Raw genomic sequence first — 22,610 nt, 5'->3', positions numbered from 1 at the left:
GCGCGTGCGCGTTAGGGTTTCGACCGCAGTTGCGCAAGCACTCCCGGACGCCGGGGCCGGTATGGCGGCAAAATCCGGCTTCAACCCGGCTTGCGCGTTCGCGTGTCCGCCATTATGGCAGCGCACAAGAGGGGGCGCGCAGGACGGCCGCCAGAACAGAAACGCAAGGGAAGTCGAGCGAAATGGGCGATCGTTTCAATACCGTGGCGGGCTGGGCGCTGTTTGGCGGGATCATTGCGCTGGGTGGCGCGATCGTCAGTTCCAAATATTTCGATTCCGAGCGGCCCGAAACCATGGGCTATGCGATCGAGGGCGTCGAGGCCGAGGGCGAGGGCGCCGCGAGCGGCCCCAGCCTGAACACCCTGCTTGCCAGCGCCGACGTCGCGGCCGGCGAGAAGGTGTTTGCCAAGTGCGCCGCATGCCACACCGTAAATCAGGGCGGCGCCAACGGCATCGGGCCCAATCTGTGGGCGACGGTCGGCGAGCCGATCGGCCAGGGCAAGGGCGGCTTCGCCTTCTCCGACGCGCTCAAGAGCAAGGGCGGCGCGTGGAGCTTCGAGAATCTCGACCACTGGCTGACCAGCCCGCGCGAATTCGCCCCCGGCACCAAGATGACGTTCGCGGGCCTGGGCAATCCGGCCGACCGCGCCAACCTGATCGCCTGGATGAACACCCAGGGTTCGAACCTGCCCCTGCCCGCCGCCGATGCGGCACCGGCGGCCGAAGGCGACAATCAGGCTGAAGCCGGCAATGCGGCGAATGCTGCCGCGCCGGCGGAGAATGCCGCAAACGCCAGCGAATAAATGTCCGATGCCGCGCCCGTCCGCATCGCGGACCTGACGGGCGCGGCGCTGATCGCATCGCTCGACGCACTGGCCGGGCTGCGCATCGCGGTCTTTCGCGACTTTCCCTATCTCTACGCCGGCAGCCGCGCCTATGAGCGCGACTATCTGGCCACTTATGCACGCAGTCCCGGCGCACTGGTCACAGGCGCGTTTGCGGGCACGCGGCTGGTAGGCGCAGCCACCGCCGCGCCGATGGCCGATCACGCGGCCGCGTTCGCCGCCCCTTTCGCGGCGCAAGGCATGGACATAGGCCGCATTTTCTATTTCGGCGAATCGGTGCTGCTGCCGGAATGGCGCGGCCAGGGCATCGGCCACGCCTTTTTCGACCGGCGCGAGGCCCGGGCGCGGGAGCTGGGCTATGCCATGACGTGCTTCTGCGCCGTCATCCGGCCGGCCGACCACCCCGCACGCCCGGCCGATTACAGCCCGCTCGACCTTTTCTGGCGTCGACGCGGTTACGCGCCCGTCGACGGGCTGGTCGCACAATTCGCCTGGGCCGAAACGGACGGCGGCGCGGCAGTCGACCACCGGATGCAATTTTGGGTGAAGGCATTTTGAGCGCGCCGATCCGGGCGGGCCATCATCGCTCCGTCACCGCACCGATGCGGCGCGCCGCGTCCGGCGACAGCAGCAGGTCGGCCAGCCTAAGGCGGGCGATCCGTTCGTAATATTGCACGAAGCGCGCGACCTGCGCCGGGGATATGGCGCCCGGGGCCGCCACGCACGCAGCGCATGCTGCTGTTGCGACGATGGCGCCTGAAGGAAAAGCTGCCGATCGATCCGCGCGAACAGGCTGGCACACCCGGCCGCCAGCGTGGAATTGCCGCTGCCCTGCGCCCCGGCGATGCCCGGCACGCGCAACCGGCCTTCCCCGTCGCCGAGCGCGCCAGCCGCAGCGTTGCGCCCGGGGGCGTCGCTCAGCGTTTCTGCACCAGCAGCTTGTCGATCTTGCGCCCGTCCATATCGACGACCTCGAACCGCCAACCCTGGTCGTCGGCATGGTCGCCCACTTCGGGCAGACGCTTCATCAGCCACAGCGCATGGCCCGCGACGGTCGCATAATCGCGATCCTCCGGCAGCGTCAGGCCGATCCGGTCGGCCAGCTGGTCGATCGGCATCTGCCCCGACACGAGCAGGCTGCCATCCTCGCGTTCGACCAGGTCGGGTTCGTCATAGACGTCGCGGTCGGACGCGAAATGGCCGGCGATCGCCGACAGCAGGTCGGCCGGGGTCACGATCCCTTCGAAATGACCATATTCGTCATGCACCATCACCATCGGCACGTCGGCGCGGCGCAGCACTTCCAGCGCATCCATCGCGTCGACCTGATCGGGCACCACCTCCGCCTTGCGCAGCAGCGAATCGATCCTCAGCGCCTCGCCGCGGAACAGGGCGGTCATGATGTCGCGCGCCTGCACAATGCCGATAATGTCCTCTACCGATCCGCGCCCAACCGGCAGGCGGGTATGCGGCGTTTGCAGCAAGCGCGCGCGCACCGTCGCTTCGTCGGCGTCGATATCGATCCAGTCAACGTCCATGCGCTGCGTCATCACCTCGCGCACGGGTCGGTCCGCCAGCCGCACCACGCCGGAAATGATCGCCCGCTCGCTTTCCTCGATCACGCCGGACCGGCTGGCTTCGGCAACGATCAGATGCAGTTCCTCCGCCGTCACCTGGCTTTCCGATTCGCGCGTCAGCCCGAGCAGGCGGAAGATCAGCGCACTCGACCCGTCGAGCAGCCAGACGACCGGCGCCGTCAGCTTCGCCAGCCACAGCATCGGGATCGCGACGAGCAGCGCAATCGATTCGGGCGCGCGAAGGGCAAACTGCTTGGGCACCAGTTCCCCGACGATCAGCGAGGCATAGGTGGTCAGGCCGATCACCAGCGCGAAACCCGCATTTCCCGAAATGTTGGGCGACAGGCCCAGGCCTTGCAGGCGTTCGCCCACCGGCCCGCCCAGGCTGGCGCCAGAATAAGCGCCCGCGACGATTCCGATCAGCGTGATGCCGATCTGGACCGTGGACAGGAACTTGCCCGGATCCGCGGCGAGCGCCAGCGCGACGCGGGCGCCCGATCGCCCGGCCTTTTCCATCGCCTGCAATCGGGGACGGCGGGCCGACACAATGGCCAGTTCCGACATGGCGAATAGGCCGTTGAGCGCCACCAGCGCCAGAATGATGACGAGGTCGACCCAGGGAAAGGGCGTCGGGCTGGAAGGAAGGGTCGTGGCCATGGCGGTCAGCTACGCCCTATAACCTGTATTCTTTCCCTTTCACAACCGCGCCATCACGTCCCGTTCAGTTCGGCTGTGGAACAAACGGCTACATCGACGCTTTTGGGGGGCATCGTTCCGGGTTGAACAACAAAAGGAAACAGGATCATGAGGATTTCCCACCGCATCATCGGCGCTGCCGGACTGGCCGCGATGCTCGCCACCACCGCTTGCACGACCGATCCTGCGACCGGCGAACGTCGCGTGTCGAAGGCCGCGATCGGCGGTATCGGCGGCGCGCTGGGCGGCTATCTGCTGGGCGACCTGGTCGGCGGCAAGCGCGACCGCACCGAAAAGATCGTGGGCGCGGGCATCGGTGCCATCGCGGGCGCGGGCATCGGCGCCTATATGGACGCGCAGGAGCGCAAGCTGCGCGAGGAAACGGCCGGCAGCGGGGTTGACGTCATCCGCGACGGCGACAACCTGCTGCTTCGCATGCCCTCCGGCATCACCTTCGGTTATGACAGCGCGACGGTGCAACCGCAGTTCCAGCCCACGCTGAACGACGTGGCGTCGGTGCTGGCACAATATCCCAAGACCTATATCGACGTGCTCGGCCACACCGACAGCGACGGGTCGGACGCCTATAACCAGGGCCTGTCCGAACGCCGGGCGCAGGCGGTCGCCAATTATCTGGTGAGCCGCGGGGTACAGTCGGCGCGCATCGGCACGCGCGGCTATGGCGAGACCCAGCCCATCGCATCCAACGCGACCGAGGAAGGCAAGGCGGCAAATCGCCGCGTCGAAATCAAGATCGCGCCGGTGACCGAAAGCGACGTCGCCCGCTGATTCTCCTGTCCGGCATGAAGGCGGCGCTCCCTGCGGGGAGCGCCGCTTTTTTGTCGACGGTCGGAGCGTTCGAAGCTGGCATCCCGGCACGACCGGGCCTATCCCGCCCATGCCGGCCCGATGGCGGTGCGGCCCCACGCGCGAAAGGACTGGCATGACGCTCACCGACCTTCTGGCCCCGACCTATGTGCAGATGCTCAAGGCCCTGTCCGCCTGGCTGACCAAGGCGCAGGCACAGATGCCCGGCGACACGGCGGATGCGCTGATGTCCGCCCGGCTGGCGCCCGACATGTTCCCTCTGTCCACGCAGGTCCGCTTCGCCTGCGTCCAGGCGCAGGAGGGTCTCTATCGGCTGAAGGGCGAGGCTTTCCCGCCCGCGCTGACGCAATTGCTGGACGAGGGCCGCGATGCCGGCGAACGGCCCGGCACCATCGCCGACGCGCAGGCCCGGATCGCCCAGACGCTGGCGCTGGTGGAAGCGCTGGCCGCACAGATCGCCGACGGCGACCCCGACAGGATGATCGCCCATGACCTGCCCATGGGGCTGGTCTTCGACCTGACGGCGGAACAGTTCGCGCGCGACTGGGCGATGCCGCAATTCTACTTCCACATCATGACCGCCTACGCCATCCTGCGGCGGGAGGGCGTGGAACTGGGCAAGGCGGATTATGTCGCCCACATGTTCCCTTTCCTGCGTCCAGGCACGATGCCGCAGAGCTGAGGCGGGGATCGGAAGCGGGCTAGAAGCTGGCCTTCAGCCCGTCGATCACGAACTGCGCGGCGAGCGCGGCGAGCAGCACGCCGAGCAGGCGGGTGATGACCGCCTCTATCTTGCGCCCGAGCAGTGCCATCAACGGCCCGGCCGCCATCAGGGACGCCAGCATCAGCGCCAGCGTCGCGACGACCGCGCCCAGCACCACCATGCGTTCGGGCAGGCCGCTGGCCCGCGACATCAGCAGCATGACGGTGGCGATCGATCCCGGCCCGGCGATCATCGGCATCGCCATGGGAAAGACGGACACATCCTCTATTTCCGGGGTGTCGGCGATCTTTTGCGCCCGGTCCTCGCGCCGCTGGGTGCGCTTTTCGAACACCATGTCCATCGCGATCATGAACAGCATGATGCCGCCGGCGATCCGGAAGCTGTCCAGTTCGATCCCCAGCACGTGCAGCAGCTGCTTGCCCCACAGGGCGAAGACAAGCAGGATCGCCGCGGCGATGCCGACCGCGCGAATGGCCATCGCCCGGCGCTGGGCCGTGCTCGCGCCGGTAGTCAGGCTGGCATAGATGGGCGCGCAGCCGGGCGGATCGATCACCACGAACAGGGTGACGAAAGCGGACAGGAACAGTTCGATCATGGCACCGCCGCCCCGACCTGGTCGTCGATCACCGTTTCATAGCCCTCGCCCGTCCACATCCGCACCGTCACGCGGCGGGCGCCGTCCGGCGCGACATCGGCGGTCCAGAGCAGGCTCCGGTCGGCGGGAGGCGGGCCGTCCTTATCGGGAGCGGCCGGCGGCGGCGGGCCGCCTGCCGAGGTGGCGCCACGTTTGCAGGTCGCGACCTTTCCGGTCAGATAATCGGGCGCCGGACGGGGCGTCGCGAGCCGGTCGCCATGGTCCAGCACCCACCGCCAGGTGCCTTTCTTGTCGCGGCGCCAGATGGTGGTGAAATAGCCGACCGACCCGTCAGGGCGGGTCCAGTTGCCCGTGCTCGCGGCGAGCCGCCCGTCGCAGGACACATAGACGACGGAGGGCGTCCAGCTGACCGAGGCGGGCGGATCCGCCTGCTTTTTCAGCCAGTCCTTCGCCAGCACCTTGCGCGGCACGAACATCACCGCGTCATCGGCGGCGGTGGCGCGAAATGCCGTCCATTGGCCCTTGTCCTGCGCCAGCCGGTTGAAGGCGATTTCCGCCGCGATCACCGAACTGGGATCGGGCTGGAACCGCATGGGCGGCCGCGCGGCGACCAGCGCCAGCGCGGCGAGCGCCAGCGAGATGCCGCGCGTCGGCGTCACAACCCCTCCGGCGCCGCCAGCCCGGCACGCGCATGGGCCGCCACCAGCGTGTTGCGGAGCAGGACGGCGATGGTCATCGGGCCGACGCCGCCGGGCACGGGGGTGATGGCGCGCGCATGGGCCAGTGCCTCTGCCGTGGCGACATCGCCGACCAGCCGGGTCCGCCCGTCGTCATCGTCGTCGGCGACTCGGTTTATGCCGACGTCGATGACCGTGGCGCCGGGCCTGATCCATTCGCCCTTCACCATTTCCGGCCGGCCCACGGCCGCCACCACGATGTCGGCGCGATGGACGACGCTGGCGAGATCGCGGGTGCGGCTGTGGGCGATGGTGACGGTGCAGTTTTCGGCGAGCAGCAATTGCGCCATCGGCTTGCCGACGATGTTCGAGCGGCCGACCACCACCGCCTCCATACCGGACAGGTCGCCCAGTTCGTCCTTCAGCAGCATGATGCAGCCCAGCGGCGTGCATGGCACCAGCGCATCCTGCCCGGTCGCCAGCCGCCCGGAATTGACGACATGAAACCCGTCCACATCCTTGGCCGGGTCGATCGCGGCAATCACCGCCGTCTCGTCGATATGGGCAGGCAGGGGCAACTGGACCAGAATGCCGTCGACCCGGTCGTCATGGTTCAGTTCCTCGATCAGGTCGAGCAGGTCGTCCTCCTCGATCGAGGCGGGACGCTTGAATTCGAAGCTTTCCATGCCGGCGGCGACCGTCATCCTGCCCTTGTTGCGGACATAGACGGCGCTGGCCGGATCCTCACCCACCAGCACGACGGCCAGACCCGGCTTGCGCCCGGCGGCGGCCACGAAGTCCGCCACGCCATCGCCCACCCGGTCGCGCAGGCCCGTCGCGAAAGCCTTACCGTCGATGATCTTGCCGATCGTCATGTTCCGTCCATCCATGTTTCGATAAGCGCGACGATCCGCGCCTCATCCTGCGCGCCGCCGCGGATGCGCAGCCGCTTTAGCCGGTTGCTGTCACCCGATTCCAGCAAAATCGCGCTTTTGCTCCAGCCGATACGCTGCGCCAGCAGGGCGATCAGCGCGGCGTTGGCCCTGCCCCTTTCCGGCACGGCGCGGACCCGCGCCGACAGCCAGCGCGCGCCCTTTTCATCGGTCCAGCCGCCGCCGATGTCGTCCCTGGCGGCGCCCGGCGTCAGCCGGACGGCAAGCAGCAGGTCGTCGCCGGCACGGCCAAGGCCGGTCAAACCAGCCCGAACAGCGGCGGCAGGATCGCCTGCCGGATGATGAGGATGGCGAGCAGCACCACCATCGGCGACAGGTCGAGCGCACCCAGATCCGGCATGATCCGCCGGATCGGATTGTAGATCGGCGCCGTCATCCGGTCGAGCGCAACCATCACGGTGCGGACGAAATCATTGCCCATGTTGACGACGTTGAAGGCGATCAGCCAGCTCATCACCGCCTGGATGATGATGATCCACCACAGGACGTCGAGCAGGATGATGATGATCTGATAGAGCGCGTAGGCCACAGGGGTCTCCGTTGATGCGTAAACGTCGCTCTAGCCGACCGGGCCACCCCGCCACAAGCGCCGTGCTGGCCATATTCCACCAACGTGCCGGATCGTCCGACCGGCGCCGCTTTCGCTGGCGGCATGTCGCCGGCCAACAGGCCCTTTCTTTCCGTCGTTTCGATCCCCATAGAGTGGAAGCATGACCGACAGTCCTACCCCCGCCATCGAGATCCGCAACCTCACCAAGGTCTACAAGGGCGGCAAGCGCGCGCTCGACGGGATCGACCTGTCGATCCCGCGTGGCCAGATATACGGCCTGCTGGGGCCGAACGGCGCGGGCAAGTCGACCACCATCAACATCCTGGCCGGGATGGTGAACAAGACCGAAGGCGACGTGCGCATATGGGGCTTCGACATCGACGCAAATCCGCGCAACGCCAAGAATTCGATCGGCATCGTCCCGCAGGAAATCGTGTTCGATCCCTTTTTCACGCCGTTCGAAACGCTGGAGAACCAGGCCGGCTTCTACGGCGTGCCGACCGACCGGCGGCGGTCGATGGAATTGCTGCGCGCCGTCCATCTGGACGACAAGGCCCATGCCTATGCCCGAACCCTGTCGGGCGGGATGAAGCGCCGCCTGCTGGTGGCCAAGGCGATGGTGCACAGCCCGCCGATCCTGGTGCTGGACGAACCGACGGCGGGGGTCGACGTGCAATTGCGCCAGCAGCTCTGGGAATATGTGCGGGAACTCAACGCCATGGGCGTGACCATCGTGCTGACCACCCATTATCTGGAAGAAGCCGAGGAATTGTGCGACCGGATCGGCATCATCAACCATGGCAAGCTGATCACCGACAAGCCGACCCGCGAACTGATCGCGATGGCGCAGGAAAAGGTGGTGCAGGTGACGGTCGACCGCGACCTGACCGTGGCGCCTGACGCCCCCTGTTTCGAAAAGGTCGAACTGTCGGGCGAGCGCACGCTGACCATCACCTACAGCAAGGACCGCGCCAATGCCGGCCAGGTGTTGAGCGCGGTGCAGGCCAGCGGCCTGGCCATCGTCGACGTGGTGACCCGCGACCCGGACCTGGAGGATGTGTTCCTGAACCTGACGGCGGCGGCGTAATATCCGACCCCGTCTGGCCCTTCGGCACGCGCAGGAGAGCTTGTCGAAGCCCATGCCAGAGCGTAGCGAAGGCAAAACCTCACTTCGTTCGCGCCCGTGCTTCGGCTGCGCTCGGGACGCGCGGATATAGAAGGCCCGATTATGCCCACCACCCATGACGTCATCATCATCGGCTCCGGCGCGGCGGGGCTGACGGCCGCCATCAACCTGGCGCAGGATCGCAAGGTGCTGGTGCTGGCCAAGGGCGCGCTCGATGGCGGGTCGACCAACTGGGCGCAGGGCGGCATCGCCGCCGTACTCGACGCGGGTGACAGTTTCGAGGCGCATGTCCACGACACGATGGTGGCGGGCGCGGGCCTCAACAATCTGGAGACGGTCGAGTTCGTCGTGTCCGAAGCGCCCGCCGCGATCGAGCGGCTGGCCGCGCTGGGCGTGCCGTTCAACGGGGGCGAGGAATTCGGGGAACGCTGGCACCTCACCCGCGAGGGCGGGCATAGCCACCGGCGCATCGTGCATGTCGACGACGCTACCGGCCACGCCGTGCAGGTCGCCCTGCTCAAGGCCGCGCGCGCCAACCCCAACATCACCCTGATGGAGGATATGGTCGCCCTCGACCTCATCACATCCCGCCATGGCGAGCGCTATTCGGGCGACGGCCATGTCTGGGGCGTCTACGCCTTCAACAAGCAGACGAAGCATGTCGATGCGCTGCTGGCCAAGGCAACGATCCTGTGTACGGGCGGCGCGGGACGCACTTACCTTTTTTCCACCGCCCCGCGCGGCGCGACCGGGGACGGCATCGCCATGGCCTGGCGCGCGGGGTGCCGCGTCTCCAACATGGAGATGAACCAGTTTCACCCGACCTGCCTCTATAATCTGGAGGTCAAGAATTTCCTGATCACCGAGGCCGTGCGCGGCGAGGGCGGCCATCTGAAGCTGCCCCCCGGCGTGCCGGGCGGCGGCGAGCGCTTCATGCCCCGTTTCGACCCGCGCGAGGAACTGGCCCCGCGCGATGTGGTGGCACGCGCCATCGACCACGAGATCAAGCGGCTGGGGCTCGACTATGTCCATCTCGACATCAGCCACAAGCCGCCCGAGTTCGTGAAACATCACTTCCCGACCATCCATGCGCGCCTGCTGGACCTGGACATCGACATCACGAAGGAACCGATCCCGGTCGTCCCGGCGCAGCATTACACCTGCGGCGGCGTCATCATCGACCTTGACGGGCGCACCGACCTGCCCGGCCTCTATGCGGCGGGCGAAGTCACCGAGAGCGGCCTGCACGGCGCCAATCGGCTGGCGTCCAATTCGCTGCTGGAATGCTTCGTGTTCGGCGAGGCGGCCGCCCGGCACATCCGCGCCCATTGGGACGAACTGCCCGCCCCGCCACCGATCCGGCCGTGGGACGAAAGCCGCGTCACCAACAGCGACGAGGAAGTCATCGTCCAGCACAACTGGAAGGAAATCCGCCGCTTCATGTGGGACTATGTCGGCATCGTGCGCACCACCAAGCGGCTGGAGCGCGCGCAGCACCGCATCGACCTGCTGGCCCGGGAAGTGGACGATTATTACGGCAATTTCCGGGTGACGCCCGACCTGATCGAACTGCGCAACCTGCTGGAGGTCGCGCGGCTGGTGGTCCGTTCGGCGCTGCATCGCAAGGAAAGCCGGGGGTTGCACTACACGCTCGACTATCCCGACACGCTGCCGCAGGCGGTCGACACGGTGCTGACGCCGTAAAAAATGGCGCGGCAGCCAGTCGGCGCCGCGCCTTGCAGTTGGAGGAGGGGCGCTGAAAGCGCGTCCGTACAGACGGTTTACCGCGCCTGCCCCGCCCCGCCTTTGACCATGGTCAAATCTGCCGCAGGAATGTCGCGAGCGCCGCCCGAAAGCGTGCCGGCTGATCCTGCATCACCATATGGCCCGATGGCCCTATCGCAACGAGCTGCGCATCGGCCTTGCCCGCATAGGCCGCACGGAACCGCTGCCCGATGGCCTTGGCCTGTTCCGCATCCCGGCCGATCGCGTAGACGACCTCCAGCGGCACGGACAGCCGCCGCAGGTCCGGCCCGAGGTCCATGTTGGCAAGATCGCGCAGCGCCAGCGCGATGACGTCCGGGTCGCTGTCGCGCGCGCCCGGTGCCTGCGCCACCATGGTCGCCAGATAGCGCCGCCCCGCCACCGTCCCGGTCAGATAGCCGCTCAGCTGATCGGCCAGAAAGCCCAGACCGCTGGCGGTGCCGCCCACCATGGCCGCGCCCGCGGGCAGCATGTCCACGACCATGACCCGTCCGGGCACGCCGCGCAGCCCCAGCATCATGGCCAGCATGCCGCCCATCGAATGCCCGACCACCGCCGGACGGCCCAGCCGCGCCTCCGAAACATAGCGCGCGATCTCATCGGCGAGCGGACGCAGCAGCGGTCCGTCGGCATTGGCCTGCGCCGCCAGTCCGGCAAAGCCGCGCACATGGATCAGATGGACGCGATAACCCGGCAGGCCAGTCACCACATCGTTCCAGATGGCAGGACCACTGGCGAGACCGGGAATGAGCAGCAGGTCGCGCCCCTCCCCACGCACGGTGACGGCAATGCGCCGCGACGCGAACGGGGTGGCGGCGAATGCGGCCCCCGGCCATCGGCACAGGCCGGCGGCAGCGGCAGCGCCGCCGAGCAGCGCGCGCCTGTCGATCAATCTGGTCGTCATGGCCGTTCTTATCGCCCGCCGCCGATGAACCTCAACTGATCCTTTCTGCGCAGGATCAAACAGTTCCGGTCCGCCCCATCCTTATATCGCATTTGTTGAATCATTCGTCGCATCCGCCTTGCCCATGGGCACCCCCGCCCTGCCTTATGGGCGAAGAATATGCGGGGTCATGAATGAATCTGAAAGAACGCCGGAGCGTGCCTGCACGCTTCGTCCTGCTGATGGCGGCATTGTCGGCCTGCGTCAGCGCACCGGAACCGCCGGGCGCAGCCCATGCGGCGGCCAGTGCGCCGCCGGCCCGGGCCAAGGTACAACCGCTGCCGCCCGCCCGGTCCGCCAATCCCACCTGGCCGATCCGCAACGCCACCACGCCGTCCCTGCCCTATCGCGCCGTCGATCGCGACGATGCGCCGCCGCCCGCGCTGGTCAGCGCTATCGCGACACTGGGCCAGAATTTCCGGGGCAAGGTCGGCATTGCGGTGCGGCGTATCGATGCAGACTGGACCGTTGCCTGGAACGGCACCGCGCTCTTTCCCCAGCAGAGCGTGTCGAAGCTGTGGGTGTCGATGACCTTCCTCGATGCGGTCGATCGCGGCAAGCTGCGCCTGACCGACACGACCACCATCACCCGCAACGACCTGACCCTGTTTCACCAGCCCAGCGCGGCGATGGTGGCGAAGAACGGGGCATGGACGACCAGCTATTCCGACCTGATGCGGCGGGCCATGACCCAGAGCGACAATACTGCCAACGACACGCTGTTGCGCGCCGTGGGCGGACCGGACGCGGTGCGCGGCTTCCTGGCGCGGCGGATGATCCGGGACATACGCTTCGGTCCGGGCGAGCGGCTGCTGCAATCGGCTACGGCGGGGCTGGACTGGCGACAGGATTATTCGGTCGGCCGGAATTTCTATGCCGCCCGCGCGAAGCTGCCCATGGCGGTCCGGGAAAAGGCGCTGGACAATTATCTGGCCAACCCGCCGGACGGTGCGGCCCCTTCATCCATCGTCGCGGCGCTCGCGAAGCTGAAGGAAGGCACCATGCTGTCGGCCACATCGTCCCGCCTGCTGCTGTCGATCATGGAAGAAGCCAAGACCGGGCCGCAGCGGATCAAGGGCGGCGTGCCGCCGGGATGGTCCTATCTGCACAAGACCGGGACCGGGCAGGATCTGGCGCCGCGGTCCACCGGCTATAACGATATCGGCATCATGACGGCCCCGGACGGCACCAGCTATGCGGTGGCGGTCATGATCGGGTCGACCACCGTGCCGATCCCGCAGCGGTGGGAGCTGATGCAGGGCGTGGCGAGGACCGTGGCGGCGAACCACCTGCCGCGCTGAACGTCAGCCCGCGCCTTCGGCCGGGATGCCCAGCAGCATGACGGCCAGCGCGATGGCGACGCCCACGCCGTAGACCAGCCCCCGCACGGGTTGCCGGCGATCCTGCGTAAAGCACAGGATCGCCGCCGTCGCGCTTTGCAGGCCATAATAGAGCACGAACGCCTTGGACGCGTAGACGATGATCTGGAACAGGTCGGCGGCCAGCGTGATGGCGATCGCGACGCCCGCGGTCGCGGCATAGCCCCATTTGACCGAAACGCGGTTGCTGCTGGCCGACCGCACGAGCCCGCCCGCGCCGTTCATGTCGGCGACCGCCGCCGACAGCTGCGACGCCAGCGCCGTGATCGTGACCAGCGGCACCACTGCCCAGCCCAGCGGCCTGAGCATGTCGATGATCGCCGTTTCCTCGATCGGCCCGTCACCGACCCCCGCGCCGAAGAACGGCGTCATCAGCGCGATGAACGCCCCATAGATGATCGTGGCGATGATCTGCGCCCGGCGCATGGTGCGGATGCGCAGGGCGGCATCATAGGCATGTCCCAGATAACGGGACGTTTCGAACCCCTGCACCATGATGACCAGGCCCAGCAATATGCCCAGTTCGCGCATGCCGGCAGGATGATCTATCACCGGCAAGGCCAGGTCGCCGCCCAGCGTCATGTCACCCACAGCCCAGCCCAGGGCCAGGATCAGGCCGGCGATCAGCGCCAGCTTCAGGCCGACGGCGGGCAGTTCGATATTTTCCAGCCAGCGCAGCCCCCGAAGCGTGCCGATCAGGCCGATCAGTGCGATGACGGACACCGAAAGCCACTGGACCGACGCGAGGTCGGTGATGCCGAAATTGCGCAGCGCGAAGGCCGCGAACAGATTGAGATAATAGGCGACGGAAATGAAGTAGGCGACCGCGAGGCTGAGGTCGGACGCCTTGTCGATGCGTTCCAGCCAGAGCGGCGACCCGTCCGGTTCGATCAGCGGTTCCGCGACGCGGATATTGTGGCGGATGGCCGATCCGAACAGCCAGGCGATGGCGCACAGCCCCAGCATCGCGAACAGCGCGAAGCGCCCGGCCGATTGCCCCAGGACCGGCGCCGCGACCAGAAAGCCCGATCCGATGATGGACGCCAGCGGCGTGACGGTCGCCCGCCACGACCGGTTGCGCAGCAGGCGGGGCGATAGGGTGATGGCCGCGACGACGATAGCGCCCACGACCATGATCCAGCTGGTTATCAGCAAATGTCGGTCTGCCTGATCGGGTAAACGGAAACGGAACGAACCGGGCGGAAACTGTTTCCCCCCTATCGCAGGTCGGACGCTGTTTCCAAGCCGGGCGGTTAGCGGCTATCCCATGCGCCATGACCCAGAATCACCTCTATCTCGTCGACGGCTCGGGCTATATTTTCCGCGCCTATCACCAGCTTCCGCCGCTTACCAACCAGCATGGGCAACCGGTCGGCGCGGTCTATGGCTATACGACGATGCTGTGGAAACTGGCCGAGGAGCTGGGCAAGGCGGAAGGGCCGACGCATCTGGCCGTGATTCTGGACAAGGGGTCGCACACCTTCCGCAACGACATGTACGATCAGTATAAGGCGAACCGGCCGCCCGCGCCCGAGGACCTGGTGCCCCAGTTTCCGATGATCCGCGACGCGACCCGCGCCTTTTCGCTGCCCTGCATCGAGGAGGAGGGATTCGAGGCGGACGACATCATCGCCAGTTACACGAAGGCGGCGGTCGCAGCGGGCTGGCACGTCACCATCGTCAGTTCCGACAAGGATCTGATGCAACTGATACAGCCCGGCGTCGACATGTACGACACGATGAAGAATGAGCGGCGCGGCGCAGATTATGTGGTCGGCAAGTTCGGCGTGCAGCCCGAACAGCTGGGCGATGTGCTGGCGCTGATGGGCGACAGCGTGGATAACGTCCCCGGCGTGCCGGGCATCGGCCCCAAGACGGCGGCGAAACTCATCACCGAATATGGCGGGCTGGAGGCGGCACTGGAGGCTGCGCCCGCGATGAAGAAGTCGAAGATGCAGGAAAATCTGATCGCCCATGCCGACATGGCGCGGCTCTCTCGGCGTCTGGTGGCGCTCCACGACAGCATGGACCTGCCTGAACCGCTCGACGAACTGACGCTGAAAGGCATTCCCAAGGATCCGTTGCAAGAATTCCTGTCGCACCACGGCTTCAAGACGCTGCTCAACCGCCTGGGCGCGCCCGCCGTCGCCGTGGCGGTGGCCGCCGGCGCCGCGGTCGCGACGGACAATGCCCCGCCCCCGCCGCCCGCCCCGGCGGAAGAGCCCGCGATCGACCGCAGCCTTTATGAAACGGTGGTGACGCAAGAGGCGCTGGATCGCTGGATCGCCGCCGCGCAGGCAGAAGGGCTGGTCGCGGTCGACACCGAAACCGACATGCTCGACTGCGTGTCCTGCGCGCTGGTCGGCATCAGCCTGGCCACCGGCCCGAACAAGGCCTGCTACATACCGGTCGGCCATGGCGGCACCGACATGTTCGCCGAGCGCCCGCAGCAGCTCGACAAGGCGCTGGTGCTCGCGAAGCTGAAGCCTCTGCTGGAGGACGACTCCGTCCTCAAGATTGGCCAGAACCTCAAATATGACCTGACCGTGCTGCGCCGCCACGGGATCGAAATCGCGCCCTATGACGACACGATCGTCATGAGTTTCGACCTCGACGCCGGCCAGAGCCTGGCGGGTCACGGCATGGATGAGGCTGCGCGGGTCCATCTTGGCCATGAATGCATCAGCTTCAAGGAGGTGGTCGGCACCGGCAAGAGCCAGATCAGCTTCGCCGAAGTCCCGCTCGATCGCGCCACGGAATATGCGGCCGAGGATGCCGACGTCACGCTGCGCCTGTGGAGGCGGTTCAAGACGCGCGTCGCCAATGAAGGCGCCAACCGCGTCTATGAACTGGTCGACCGCCCGCTGGTCGGCGTGATCGCCCGCATGGAGCATCAGGGCATCAAGGTCGACCGCGAGGCACTGTCCCGCCTGTCGGCCGAATTCACCGCCGGCATCGCCGCTCTGGAAACCGAAATCCACGAGATCGCCGGTCAGCCCTTCGCCATCGGATCGACCCAGCAACTGGGCGCGATCCTGTTCGACAAATTGGGATATAAGGGCGGCAAGAAGGGCAAGTCGGGCGCCTATTCCACCGACGTCACCATTTTGGAACAGCTCAAGGCGCAGGGTGCGCCGATTGCGGGAAAGATACTGGACTGGCGCCAGCTCTCGAAGCTCAAATCCACCTATACCGACGCGCTCCAGGCACAGATCAACAAGGATACGGGCCGCGTCCATACCAGCTATTCGCTGACCGGCGCGCAGACCGGCCGCCTGTCCTCGACCGATCCGAACCTTCAGAATATCCCCATCCGCACTGAAGTCGGCCGCCAGATCCGCCACGCCTTCGTCGCCGAACCGGGCCATGTCATCCTGGCGGCGGACTATAGCCAGATCGAACTGCGCCTCGCCGCGCACATGGCCGACGTCCCCGCGCTGAAGGAGGCGTTCGCGAACGGCGAGGATATTCACGCCGCCACCGCGATGCAATTGTTCGGCGAGGTCAATCGCGACACGCGCGGCCGGGCCAAGACGATCAATTTCGCGATCCTCTACGGCATTTCCCGCTGGGGGCTGGCCGGGCGGCTGGAGATCGGCGCCGACGAGGCGCAGGACATGATCAGCCGCTATTATGAGCGCTTCCCCGGCATCAGCATCTACATCAACGAGACGATCGAGAAGGCGCGCGAGCGGGGCTATACCGAGACGCTGTTCGGCCGCAAGACCTGGTTCCCGCGCATCAAGGCGGCGATCCAGCATGAACGGCAAGGCGCCGAACGCGCCGCGATCAACGCCCCGATCCAGGGCACCAGCGCCGACATCATCAAGCGCGCGATGGCGCGCATGGAGCCGGCGCTGGCGGAGGCGGGATTGCCCGGTGTCCGGATGCTGCTCCAGGTGCATGACGAACTGGTGTTCGAAGTGCCCGAGGGCGATGCGGACGCGGCCGGGGCGGTTATCCGCCGGGTAATGGAAAGCGCCGCAGAACCGATCGTGAAATTGTCGGTCCCGCTGGGCGTGGAGATCGGCACGGGGCCAAGCTGGGGCGCGGCGCATTGAACGACCCGGCAAAGCGGGACGCCAGCGACCGCCGGCATCCCGTCCTTGCGTCACATCGCCGTTCGCCGCACGTCAGTGCACGAAGCGGGCCACCACATCGCGATAGGAACGGCTGACCTTCACCTGCGCGCCGCTTTCCAGCACCAGGAAGCATTCGCCATTGGTATGGGGCTTCACCTGCCGCACCTGGCTGAGATTAACGATGGTAGAGCGGTGCACACGCTGGAAATTGCGCGGATCCAGGCGCTTTTCCAGATCCTTCATCGTCTCGCGCAGGATCAGGCTGTTGTCGGCGGTATAGATGCACATATAGTCGCCCGCCGCGTCGATCCGTTCGATCGTGTCGACGTCGACGCGGAATATCTGCCCGCGATCCTTGATGTTGATGAGCTTTTCGAAGCGATTGGATGCCGGCGCATCCTCGTCCGAAGACAGGCCGCTCATCGCCTCGGGCGCGACTTCGGCCAGCACCTCGCGCAGCTTTTCGGCTTCCTGCACCTGCCGCTTCTCGTTCAACCGCTGGCGCACGCGGTCCAGCGCATCGGCCAGCCGCCCTTCCTCCACCGGCTTCATCAGATAGTCGACCGCCTGAGTCTCGAACGCGCGGATGGCATGGTCGCTATAGGCGGTGACAAAGATGAACAGCGGCGGTTCGACTTCCATCATGCCCTGCACGACGGAAAAACCGTCGAAGCCGGGCATCTGGATATCAAGGAACACCAGATCGGGTTTGTGCGTCTTGATGGCACGGATCGCTTCGCGGCCATTGGTACAGGTTTCGACGATTTCGACATCCTCATGCGCTTGGAGACGGAGCGCAAGGCCTTGAATAGCCAGGCTTTCGTCGTCGACGAGGATCGTTCTGATGGTCATGCGGCCACTTTCGATGGTTCATCCAGGTTAAGCGGAATTTCGATGACGACCGAAAATCCGCCTGGCGTGGAACGCGTTTCGAAGCTCTGTCGTTCCCCGAAGGCCTGAATCAATCGGTCCCGGATATTCGGCAGGCCCACGCCCGTTCCCTCGCTCATCGGAATGTGCGGCTTGATAGCGCCATCATTCAATCCCGGGCCGGTGTCCGATACGATGATCCGGACATTTTGACCGGCAGGCTGCGCGCTGACGGATATGTCGGCCCCTTCCTCCTTGGGAGTCACGGCATATTTGATCGCATTTTCCACCAGCGGCTGGAGCAGCAGCGAGGGCAGCCGCGCCTTCCCCACCGCCGGATCGATCGAAAAGGCGGGACGCAGCCGGTCCTCGAAACGCATCTTCTCGATTTCCAGATAGAGCTTCAGCGTCTCGACCTCCTGTTCTATCGTGACCTGCGCGGTCGGCTCGTTGATCAAGGTGTAGCGCAGGAAGGACGACAGGCGCGACAGCATCGCGTTCGCCCGGTCCGTCTGCTTGAGCAGGACCAGCGTCGATATGCTGTTGAGCGTGTTGAACAGGAAATGCGGATTGAGCTGGTAGCGCAGCATCGCGAGCTGGGCATTGGCCGCCTGATTTTCCAGCCGCAGCAACTGGTCGGCCTGCTCCTCCACCGTCAGGTAGAAGTTGATCGCGTAATAGAGCGCCGACCAGGCGCCGATCAGCGTCACCGACAGGTAGAAAGCCCCCAGGAACAGTTGCAGACCTGCCGTCTCGCTGGCCCGGTTCTGCGTGGAAAAGACCCAGGCGTCGATGAACGCCACCAGCGCGGCGGCCGTGACCACCGTCACGATCGACGCGCCCCACGTCACGATCGGCCTCTGCTTCAGCAGGAAACGGAACATCACCGCGATCAGCAAGGTGACGGAATAGCCGGTGACGGTGGAAATCAGCACCGGGACCAGGCTGGAGAAGGGCTGACCGTTCGCGATGGTCGAGGACCCGCGCAGCAGGAAGGCGCCAGCCCAGCCCAGCGACTGCAGGTTCCAGAAGGCACGGTTCTTGTCCGCGAAAAAGGGTTCAGGCTGGATGCGATGCGGGGACATTAGGCACAGCGTAGAGGGTTTCGCGTCGGCCGTGAAGCCGGGTCAGGCAGCCTGAGAGGGCTCCTGGGCCATGGGCGTGACTTCATCCACGCACAACCAGATGAGATCGGCCAGGTCCAACGTTCGCCCGTCATGCGCCTGAATGGCGATCCGGCGGATCGGCTGGCGATCCCGCTTGTCGGCAAGCACCTGGCACCGGGGCGTGCCGCAGCCCCATTTTTCGCCCCACTGCCGCAGCGCGATCATCGCCGGCGCCAGTTCCAGTCCCTTGTCCGTCAGGCGATATTCGACCTTGCGCCGGTCGCATTGCATCGGCTGTCGCACCATGATGCCGTTTTCCACCAGCCGGGCCAGGCGGTTGGCCAGGATATTCCGGGCGATGCCGAGGGTGGACTGGAATTCCTCGAAATGGCGGATGCCCGACAGGGCGCCCCGCAGAAGCAGGAAGGACCAGCGTTCGCCCATCATCTCCAGAGCGCTGGGCAGCGCGCAGTTTTCCAGATCCTGGGCAAGATTATGTGTCATCGCCTGAATGCATAGCCTAAAGCAGCGGCTGTTGCAAAATTGCCGTCATATCTTCGCAGATGGGATTTTTTTGTTGCACGACAAGGGTGTTCCAACACAATCGGGCAACGATGCTACGCCAGTATGAACTTGTTGAAAGGGTCAAACGCTACGACCCGGACGCGGACGAAGCGATGATCAACCGCGCCTATGTCTTTTCGGTCCAGAAGCACGGGTCGCAAAAGCGCGCCAGTGGCGACCCCTATTTCAGTCATCCAATTGAAGTCGCAGGTATTTTGACCGATTTCAACCTGGACGACCAGACCATCGTGACGGCCCTGCTGCATGACACGATCGAAGATACGCTGGTCACCTACGACGAGATCGAGAGCGCATTCGGCCCCGATGTCGCGCGCATGGTCGACGGCGTGACCAAACTCAGCAAGATCGAGGCCATGTCCGAAAATGAGCGGGCGGCAGAGAATCTGCGCAAATTCCTGCTCGCCATGTCGGACGACATTCGGGTGCTGCTGGTGAAGCTGGCGGACCGGCTGCACAATATGCGCACGCTGCACTTCATCAAGAATGAGGGCAAGCGGCGGCGAATCGCCCGCGAGACGATGGACATCTATGCCCCGCTGGCGGAGCGGATCGGCATGTATGATTTCATGCGCGAAATGCAGCTGCTCGCCTTTCGCGAGATCGAGCCGGAAGCCTATGGCAGCATCACCCGGCGGCTGGAGCAATTGAAGGAAGGCGGCCATGACAAGGTCGACCGGATCGGCGCGGAACTGCAACTGTTGCTGGGAAGCAACAACCTGCCCGTCACCGTTTCGGGCCGTGAAAAACATCCCTATTCCATCTGGAAGAAGATGCAGGAACGGCACATCAGCTTCGAGCAGCTGACCGACGTCATGGCATTCCGCGTCATCACCGACAGCGTCGAGGATTGCTATCGCGCGCTGGGCGTCATCCACGGCACCTTCAAGATGGTGCCGGGCCGTTTCAAGGATTACATATCCACCCCCAAGCGCAACGGCTATCGGTCCATCCACACGACGGTGGTGCATCAGGACAATGCCCGGATCGAAGTCCAGATCCGCAGCCGTGAAATGCATCATGACGCCGAACTGGGCGTCGCCGCGCATTGGGCCTACAAGCAACGCAGCGTCGCGGCCGGCGAGGAAAAGGCGCCATGGCTGCGCGACCTGGTGGAGATACTGGAACAGAGTCAGGACGCGGACGAGCTGCTCGAACATACCCGCATGGCGATGTATCAGGACCGCATCTTCGCCTTCAGCCCCAAGGGCGAGTTGCATCAGTTGCCCAAGGGATCGACACCGGTGGATTTCGCCTATGCGGTGCACACCTCGCTCGGCAACCAGACCGTGGGGGCAAAGGTCAACGGCCGCGTCGTGCCGTTGCGCACCAGCCTGGACAATGGCGACCAGGTCGAAATCCTGAAGTCCGAGGGACAGGAACCGCAACCGGGCTGGCTGACCTTCGCCATCACCGGCAAGGCGCGCGCCGCCATCCGCCGTTTCATTCGCCAGAAGCAGCGCGGCGAGGAAGTGAAGCTGGGCGAGAAACTGTACGAGGAAATCGTCGGCCGCTTTCCGCCCGATCTCGCCAGCGAACTGGGCGACAAGGCGCTCAACGCCGCGCTCAAGCGGCTGAAGCTGGACGACCGGGCCGCGCTGATGGCCGCCATCGCCACCCATCGCGTGCTCGATTCAGAGGTGATGGAGGCGCTGGTGCCCGGGTCGACCAGCGCCGAAGGCATGGAGGAAGCGCATCCGCGCCAACACGCGCCGGTGTCCATTCGCGGTCTTACCCCCGGCATCGCCTATAATCTGGGCGAATGCTGCCACCCCGTTCCCGGCGATCGCATCGTCGGCCTGCGCCGCACCGGCGAACCGATCGAGGTCCACACCATCGATTGCCGCACGCTGGAAGCCGGCCAGGATGCGGACTGGGTCGACCTCAACTGGGACAGCAGGTCGAAGGGCGGCACCGCCCGGCTTCAGGTGATCGTGAAAAACCAGCCCGGCGCGCTCGCCGCCGTCGCCAATGTCTTCGGCGCGACCAAGGCGAACATCCTCAACCTGCAACTGGTGAATCGCGAAGGCCCGTTCCATACCGACGTCATCGACCTGGAAGTCGCCGACGCCCAGCATCTGATGCGCATATTGTCGGCGCTCCGCGCGCTCGACATCGTGGTGCAGGCGGACCGGGTCTAAGCGCCTCCGGATTTTCGCAGCGTTTCCTGCGCCGAACCGGCCGCGGCAAACCCGGCGCGTCCAAAGGCGAAGATCGACGGGAATGCTGGAGCGGGTAGCGGGGATCGAACCCGCATCACAAGCTTGGAAGGCTAGTGCTCTACCATTGAGCTATACCCGCCCGGCAGACGAGCGCCCTGCCATTTCGATCCGGATACGTCAAGATGACCCTTACCCCACGCGGTCAATTCCTCTATCGTCCGGCGATGCACCGCCCCTCCCTGCGCCAGCTTGATCTCTTCGCGCAGATGGTCGCCGCAGGCAGCCTGGATCGTTGCGCGAACGAACTGGGGCTGGCGGCTGCGGACATCGCCGCCGAACTTGCGGCACTGGAATTGCGGCTGGGCTATCCCCTGTTCGAGGATCTGGAGGGCGCCGCCCGGCTGACGCCCGCCGGGCACAAGACGGCGCAGGCCATGGCGCTGCTGGCCCATGATGCCCCCGCGCCGCGCCCTGCCCCGGACATCGTCGCGCCACCCCCCGCCGCGCCGCCCCGTCCGACCATCCTGCTGGCAGCCCCGGCACCGGTGTTCGGCCATTTGCAGGAGGCGCTATCGACCTTCGAAGCGGCGAACGACGATGTCGCCATCGCGCTTGACCTGCATGTCCAGTCTGCGGCGGACGCCGCCGCCGCGCTACGCGACGGGCGTGCCGACATCGCCTATTTCTACGCGCTGGGGGAATCGCCCGGCCTGCCGTCGCGTTACGGCTGGTCGGAACAGCTCAACCTTTACGCCGGGACCGATCATCCACTGGCGACGGAGGCATCCGTGTCGCGCGAGGCACTGGCGCGCACGCCCGCCCTGATGCTGGACCGGGACAATCCGATGCGCGCCTTGCTGGAAAGCGCACTGGAGCGCGGCCGCGCGACGCTGGGTGCGCCGACGGTCGAAACCGACGACATGACCGCCATCATCGGGGCGCTGAGAAACGGTAAGGGCATCTTCGCCGCCTTCGGTCCGCTGGCGCGCGACCTGGGCCGCATGCCCGACATCAGGCGGCTGGCGCTGGACATGCCGTTACCGGCCATCGAGATCCGGCAGGCGGTCAGCGCGCAAGCCAGCCGCAAGCCCGGTGTGGACGCCTTGTCGGAATTCCTGTTCCTCTGACCTTTGCGCGACAAAATGACGCAT

Annotated in this window: 22 protein-coding genes and 1 tRNA gene; 10 read left to right on the top strand and 13 right to left on the bottom strand. The window is 65.9% G+C overall.

Annotated elements, in window-relative coordinates:
* Nucleotides 1-182 precede the first annotated feature (182 nt).
* Nucleotides 183-803, top strand: a complete 621-nt coding sequence (locus tag J3E64_RS00320) for a cytochrome c family protein (RefSeq protein WP_253338424.1) — start codon at nt 183-185, stop codon at nt 801-803.
* Nucleotides 804-1,403, top strand: a complete 600-nt coding sequence (locus tag J3E64_RS00315) for a GNAT family N-acetyltransferase (RefSeq protein ID WP_253338422.1) — start codon at nt 804-806, stop codon at nt 1,401-1,403.
* Between the two features lie 22 nt (nt 1,404-1,425).
* On the opposite strand, the gene J3E64_RS00310 is transcribed toward J3E64_RS00315, so the two are convergent.
* Complete coding sequence (locus tag J3E64_RS00310) at nt 1,426-1,566, bottom strand: hypothetical protein (RefSeq protein ID WP_253338419.1); 141 nt, start codon at nt 1,564-1,566, stop codon at nt 1,426-1,428.
* Nucleotides 1,567-1,762: 196 nt separating this feature from the next.
* Complete coding sequence (locus J3E64_RS00305) at nt 1,763-3,079, bottom strand: hemolysin family protein (RefSeq protein ID WP_253338417.1); 1,317 nt, start codon at nt 3,077-3,079, stop codon at nt 1,763-1,765.
* Between the two features lie 147 nt (nt 3,080-3,226).
* Between J3E64_RS00305 and J3E64_RS00300 the strand changes: the two genes are divergently transcribed.
* Both J3E64_RS00300 and J3E64_RS00295 read left to right on the top strand, forming a co-directional pair.
* Complete coding sequence (locus J3E64_RS00300; protein ID WP_253338415.1) at nt 3,227-3,907, top strand: OmpA family protein; 681 nt, start codon at nt 3,227-3,229, stop codon at nt 3,905-3,907.
* 154 nt (nt 3,908-4,061) lie between these two features.
* Nucleotides 4,062-4,628 carry a DUF1993 family protein gene (locus J3E64_RS00295; protein WP_253338413.1) on the top strand — a complete coding sequence of 189 codons (567 nt, stop codon included), beginning with the start codon at nt 4,062-4,064 and terminating at the stop codon, nt 4,626-4,628.
* A gap of 19 nt (nt 4,629-4,647) precedes the next feature.
* Here the strand turns inward: J3E64_RS00295 and J3E64_RS00290 are convergent, their stop codons facing one another.
* The 5 genes from J3E64_RS00290 to J3E64_RS00270 form a co-directional block, all read right to left on the bottom strand.
* Entirely contained in the window at nt 4,648-5,265 is a 618-nt protein-coding gene (locus J3E64_RS00290) for a MarC family protein (RefSeq protein ID WP_253338411.1), read from the bottom strand.
* Nucleotides 5,262-5,858, bottom strand: coding sequence for a DUF4440 domain-containing protein (locus tag J3E64_RS00285; protein ID WP_253339346.1), 597 nt, complete (start codon nt 5,856-5,858; stop codon nt 5,262-5,264). The genes J3E64_RS00290 and J3E64_RS00285 overlap by 4 nt, the downstream gene beginning before the upstream one ends.
* Nucleotides 5,859-5,920: 62 nt before the next feature.
* Nucleotides 5,921-6,817, bottom strand: coding sequence for a bifunctional methylenetetrahydrofolate dehydrogenase/methenyltetrahydrofolate cyclohydrolase FolD (folD, locus tag J3E64_RS00280; RefSeq protein WP_253338409.1), 897 nt, complete (start codon nt 6,815-6,817; stop codon nt 5,921-5,923).
* Nucleotides 6,814-7,137, bottom strand: a complete 324-nt coding sequence (locus J3E64_RS00275; RefSeq protein ID WP_253338407.1) for a DUF167 family protein — start codon at nt 7,135-7,137, stop codon at nt 6,814-6,816. Before J3E64_RS00275 ends, folD begins: the two co-directional genes overlap by 4 nt.
* Nucleotides 7,134-7,424 (bottom strand): YggT family protein, encoded by a 291-nt coding sequence (locus J3E64_RS00270; protein ID WP_253338405.1) that lies wholly within the window; start codon nt 7,422-7,424, stop codon nt 7,134-7,136. The genes J3E64_RS00275 and J3E64_RS00270 overlap by 4 nt, the downstream gene beginning before the upstream one ends.
* Before the next feature lie 181 nt (nt 7,425-7,605).
* Here J3E64_RS00270 and J3E64_RS00265 point away from each other — a divergent pair, with 181 nt between their 5' ends.
* Together J3E64_RS00265 and nadB are read left to right on the top strand one after the other, a co-directional pair.
* Entirely contained in the window at nt 7,606-8,532 is a 927-nt protein-coding gene (locus tag J3E64_RS00265) for an ABC transporter ATP-binding protein (RefSeq protein ID WP_253338402.1), read from the top strand.
* A gap of 141 nt (nt 8,533-8,673) precedes the next feature.
* On the top strand, nt 8,674-10,275 hold the full coding sequence (nadB, locus tag J3E64_RS00260; protein WP_253338400.1) for an L-aspartate oxidase: 1,602 nt from the start codon (nt 8,674-8,676) through the stop codon (nt 10,273-10,275).
* A 112-nt stretch (nt 10,276-10,387) separates the two neighbouring features.
* On the opposite strand, the gene J3E64_RS00255 is transcribed toward nadB, so the two are convergent.
* Nucleotides 10,388-11,239, bottom strand: a complete 852-nt coding sequence (locus J3E64_RS00255) for an alpha/beta fold hydrolase (RefSeq protein WP_253338398.1) — start codon at nt 11,237-11,239, stop codon at nt 10,388-10,390.
* A gap of 173 nt (nt 11,240-11,412) precedes the next feature.
* Between J3E64_RS00255 and J3E64_RS00250 the strand changes: the two genes are divergently transcribed.
* Nucleotides 11,413-12,579 (top strand): serine hydrolase, encoded by a 1,167-nt coding sequence (locus J3E64_RS00250; protein WP_253338396.1) that lies wholly within the window; start codon nt 11,413-11,415, stop codon nt 12,577-12,579.
* A gap of 3 nt (nt 12,580-12,582) precedes the next feature.
* Here the strand turns inward: J3E64_RS00250 and J3E64_RS00245 are convergent, their stop codons facing one another.
* Nucleotides 12,583-13,812, bottom strand: coding sequence for a hypothetical protein (locus J3E64_RS00245; RefSeq protein WP_253338394.1), 1,230 nt, complete (start codon nt 13,810-13,812; stop codon nt 12,583-12,585).
* Between the two features lie 119 nt (nt 13,813-13,931).
* Here J3E64_RS00245 and polA point away from each other — a divergent pair, with 119 nt between their 5' ends.
* On the top strand, nt 13,932-16,718 hold the full coding sequence (gene polA, locus J3E64_RS00240) for a DNA polymerase I (protein WP_253338392.1): 2,787 nt from the start codon (nt 13,932-13,934) through the stop codon (nt 16,716-16,718).
* Between the two features lie 72 nt (nt 16,719-16,790).
* Here polA and J3E64_RS00235 read toward each other — a convergent pair whose 3' ends face one another.
* The 3 genes from J3E64_RS00235 to J3E64_RS00225 are packed head-to-tail and all read right to left on the bottom strand — an operon-like array spanning nt 16,791 to nt 19,219.
* A complete protein-coding gene (locus J3E64_RS00235) occupies nt 16,791-17,591 on the bottom strand; it encodes a LytTR family DNA-binding domain-containing protein (RefSeq protein ID WP_253338390.1) in 801 nt (266 codons plus the stop codon).
* Nucleotides 17,588-18,694, bottom strand: coding sequence for a sensor histidine kinase (locus tag J3E64_RS00230; RefSeq protein WP_253338388.1), 1,107 nt, complete (start codon nt 18,692-18,694; stop codon nt 17,588-17,590). Before J3E64_RS00230 ends, J3E64_RS00235 begins: the two co-directional genes overlap by 4 nt.
* Before the next feature lie 42 nt (nt 18,695-18,736).
* The gene (locus J3E64_RS00225; RefSeq protein ID WP_253338386.1) at nt 18,737-19,219 is read right to left on the bottom strand and encodes a helix-turn-helix domain-containing protein; all 483 of its coding nucleotides are present in this window, start codon (nt 19,217-19,219) and stop codon (nt 18,737-18,739) included.
* A 110-nt stretch (nt 19,220-19,329) separates the two neighbouring features.
* Here J3E64_RS00225 and J3E64_RS00220 point away from each other — a divergent pair, with 110 nt between their 5' ends.
* On the top strand, nt 19,330-21,438 hold the full coding sequence (locus J3E64_RS00220; RefSeq protein ID WP_253338384.1) for a bifunctional (p)ppGpp synthetase/guanosine-3',5'-bis(diphosphate) 3'-pyrophosphohydrolase: 2,109 nt from the start codon (nt 19,330-19,332) through the stop codon (nt 21,436-21,438).
* Nucleotides 21,439-21,524: 86 nt separating this feature from the next.
* Here the strand turns inward: J3E64_RS00220 and J3E64_RS00215 are convergent.
* Nucleotides 21,525-21,598, bottom strand: a tRNA-Gly gene (locus J3E64_RS00215).
* A gap of 85 nt (nt 21,599-21,683) precedes the next feature.
* Here J3E64_RS00215 and J3E64_RS00210 point away from each other — a divergent pair.
* The gene (locus J3E64_RS00210; protein WP_253339344.1) at nt 21,684-22,586 is read left to right on the top strand and encodes a substrate-binding domain-containing protein; all 903 of its coding nucleotides are present in this window, start codon (nt 21,684-21,686) and stop codon (nt 22,584-22,586) included.
* The last annotated feature ends 24 nt before the right edge of the window (nt 22,587-22,610 follow it).

It is taken from the genome of Sphingobium sp. OAS761, from assembly GCF_024168485.1.
Taxonomy (GTDB): Bacteria; Pseudomonadota; Alphaproteobacteria; order Sphingomonadales; family Sphingomonadaceae; genus Sphingobium.
This window is presented reverse-complemented; position numbering and strand designations above follow the sequence as displayed.

Bases quoted from the DNA above. Each gene is read 5' to 3' on its own strand.
- J3E64_RS00320 (WP_253338424.1), top strand. From the start codon at position 183: ATGGGCGATCGTTTCAATACCGTGGCGGGCTGGGCGCTGTTTGGCGGG.
- J3E64_RS00315 (WP_253338422.1), top strand. From the start codon at position 804: ATGTCCGATGCCGCGCCCGTCCGCATCGCGGACCTGACGGGCGCGGCG.
- J3E64_RS00305 (WP_253338417.1), bottom strand. From the start codon at position 3,079: ATGGCCACGACCCTTCCTTCCAGCCCGACGCCCTTTCCCTGGGTCGAC.
- J3E64_RS00300 (WP_253338415.1), top strand. From the start codon at position 3,227: ATGAGGATTTCCCACCGCATCATCGGCGCTGCCGGACTGGCCGCGATG.
- J3E64_RS00295 (WP_253338413.1), top strand. From the start codon at position 4,062: ATGACGCTCACCGACCTTCTGGCCCCGACCTATGTGCAGATGCTCAAG.
- J3E64_RS00290 (WP_253338411.1), bottom strand. From the start codon at position 5,265: ATGATCGAACTGTTCCTGTCCGCTTTCGTCACCCTGTTCGTGGTGATC.
- J3E64_RS00285 (WP_253339346.1), bottom strand. From the start codon at position 5,858: ATGCGGTTCCAGCCCGATCCCAGTTCGGTGATCGCGGCGGAAATCGCC.
- folD (WP_253338409.1), bottom strand. From the start codon at position 6,817: ATGACGATCGGCAAGATCATCGACGGTAAGGCTTTCGCGACGGGCCTG.
- J3E64_RS00265 (WP_253338402.1), top strand. From the start codon at position 7,606: ATGACCGACAGTCCTACCCCCGCCATCGAGATCCGCAACCTCACCAAG.
- nadB (WP_253338400.1), top strand. From the start codon at position 8,674: ATGCCCACCACCCATGACGTCATCATCATCGGCTCCGGCGCGGCGGGG.
- J3E64_RS00255 (WP_253338398.1), bottom strand. From the start codon at position 11,239: ATGACGACCAGATTGATCGACAGGCGCGCGCTGCTCGGCGGCGCTGCC.
- J3E64_RS00250 (WP_253338396.1), top strand. From the start codon at position 11,413: ATGAATCTGAAAGAACGCCGGAGCGTGCCTGCACGCTTCGTCCTGCTG.
- polA (WP_253338392.1), top strand. From the start codon at position 13,932: ATGACCCAGAATCACCTCTATCTCGTCGACGGCTCGGGCTATATTTTC.
- J3E64_RS00235 (WP_253338390.1), bottom strand. From the start codon at position 17,591: ATGACCATCAGAACGATCCTCGTCGACGACGAAAGCCTGGCTATTCAA.
- J3E64_RS00230 (WP_253338388.1), bottom strand. From the start codon at position 18,694: ATGTCCCCGCATCGCATCCAGCCTGAACCCTTTTTCGCGGACAAGAAC.
- J3E64_RS00225 (WP_253338386.1), bottom strand. From the start codon at position 19,219: ATGACACATAATCTTGCCCAGGATCTGGAAAACTGCGCGCTGCCCAGC.
- J3E64_RS00220 (WP_253338384.1), top strand. From the start codon at position 19,330: ATGCTACGCCAGTATGAACTTGTTGAAAGGGTCAAACGCTACGACCCG.
- J3E64_RS00210 (WP_253339344.1), top strand. From the start codon at position 21,684: ATGCACCGCCCCTCCCTGCGCCAGCTTGATCTCTTCGCGCAGATGGTC.